At 29.3% G+C, this 2,025-nt stretch carries 2 protein-coding genes; both read right to left on the reverse strand.

What is annotated here, in order from left to right; translation table 11 throughout:
• Positions 1–269: 269 nt before the first annotated feature.
• Positions 270–1,304: a hypothetical protein gene (locus B2X73_RS07685; protein ID WP_219034878.1), complete on the reverse strand. Its 1,035-nt coding sequence runs from the start codon at positions 1,302–1,304 to the stop codon at positions 270–272.
• A 140-nt stretch (positions 1,305–1,444) separates the two neighbouring features.
• Positions 1,445–2,025: DNA polymerase (locus B2X73_RS07690; protein ID WP_291096137.1), on the reverse strand; the 581-nt coding region annotated here is incomplete at its 5' end.

A 2,025-nucleotide genomic window follows, 5' to 3' on the forward strand; every position in this document is an offset into this window, starting at 1 on the left:
TGTGCGTTATTCACTTTTGTATCTGCTCGAAAAACAGATAAATTTTTATTACTTTCTAATATAAAATCGACAAAAACTCCTCTATCTATAGCCATTTTGAAAGCTGGTTGCAAATTCTTTGAAAACATATCCTTCGATTGTTCATAATCAAAAATAAATTCGGCTTTGTAAGTTGCTCGTATGCTTTCTTTTTGCGTTTGTGCTGACAGATTAATTCCTAAAAACGAGGTAATTGCGACAATTATATTTTTATTTATTGGGTTTTTATTTTATTTAAAACTTTTTCTAATATCCATCTTTTCGTTCACCGATTTGTTGAACTCTGAAAAAGATTGCGTGTTATAATCATTTACGATTATACTAAAATTCATATCTAAATCTGTTTTTTCATCATCTTTTTCATAAGTAGTGTTCCAAATTGCAGACGTTTCTTTCAACACCCAATTCCCGTTATGAGGACGATATTTATAAACAACTTTTGCTTCTCTTAAAAATTCATTTTCTGAATATTTAGTTTCCGGAATAGTCGTTTCCCAATAAAACTCAACAACAGCAAATGTATCTTTATCAATTGTCAGAAATACATCTCTTGATTTTGTTTTTATTGTAACTTCATAAACAAAACTATCTCCATATTTTGTTAATGATAAATTAGATTCTTCATATTTCTTTTCCTTTAATAAGTATACAAATTGCTTAATATATTTTTCTTTCAAATAAATACTCTCCAAATAATAAATCAAACGAATATTTGAATTTGGTTCTCGTCCACTTTTTATTTCGTTGTTTACAATTCCTTTTGATTTAATTTTCAAATCTCCTCGTTTAAATTTAAACTGTAAATCTGCATCAATAAAATCCCGTTCATTATTATTAAATAACAAATCTTGTTGAAAATTAACTAAGAAATAATATTGTTCAATATTAAAGTTTTTATCATAATTATCATAAACTTTCTGTAGAACATCTTCGGCTTTCAAGTTTGTTACAAAAGCTTCTTTTAACTCGATTTCGGATACTCTTTCGAGTTTGATTATCATTTCAGATTTTAATTCCGATACGTTGATTATTGCATCTTGATAATCTTTTTTCGAAACGATTAACTCATCTGTTTGCGAAACATTGTTTAAATCAACCACAACTTTTCCTTTCATGTCTGATACAAAATTCTTAGTCGAATTTTTGAAATATACATCTGCATCATAAAGTGGTAAATTATCCGAAAGGTCTAATATTTTTAGATTTATAATTTGAGCATTTAAACAAATCGTAAACAATGTAAATAAGTAAAATAGTTTTTTCATATAATTTAAAATCAATAATGAATTAAAGATATATTTTAATCTCGTTAAGAATTTGTTAATCAGAATATTTTGTAGATATTTTAACAAAAAAAAACGCTACTAAAAAGTAACGCTTTGTAATTATTGTAAATAATATTTTTCTAATGAGCTTCTAACCAATTCGCTCCTACTCCGACTTCTGCAATCAACGGAACATCCATTTGCATTGCAGCTTCCATAGTCGATTTGATTAATTCAGAAACTTTTTCAAACTCATCTTTGGGTGCATCAAAAATTAACTCATCATGCACTTGTAAAATCATTTTGGTTTTATAATTTTTCTTCAATTCTTTCTGAATTTGAATCATTGCCATTTTCACGATATCCGCCGCAGTACCCTGTATTGGCGCATTTACAGCATTTCGCTCAGCATGCGAACGCACCACAGCATTTCTCGAATTGATATCTTTCAAATAACGGCGACGACCCATTAACGTTTCTACAAAACCTTGGTCACGAGCTACCTCAACTTGTTTTTCGATATACGCTTTCAACGTTGGATAAGTTTCATAATACGCATCAATCAATGCTTTGGCTTCTTTACGAGAAATATTTGCTTGATCTGCTAAACCAAAAGCCGAAACACCATAAATAATTCCGAAGTTTACCGTTTTCGCTTGACTACGTTGTTCACGCGTCACCTCATCTAAATCTACATTGAAAACTTTTGCGGCAGTAGAAG

Source organism: Empedobacter sp. UBA7252 (assembly GCF_002472765.1).
Classification (GTDB): Bacteria; Bacteroidota; Bacteroidia; order Flavobacteriales; family Weeksellaceae; genus Empedobacter; species Empedobacter falsenii_B.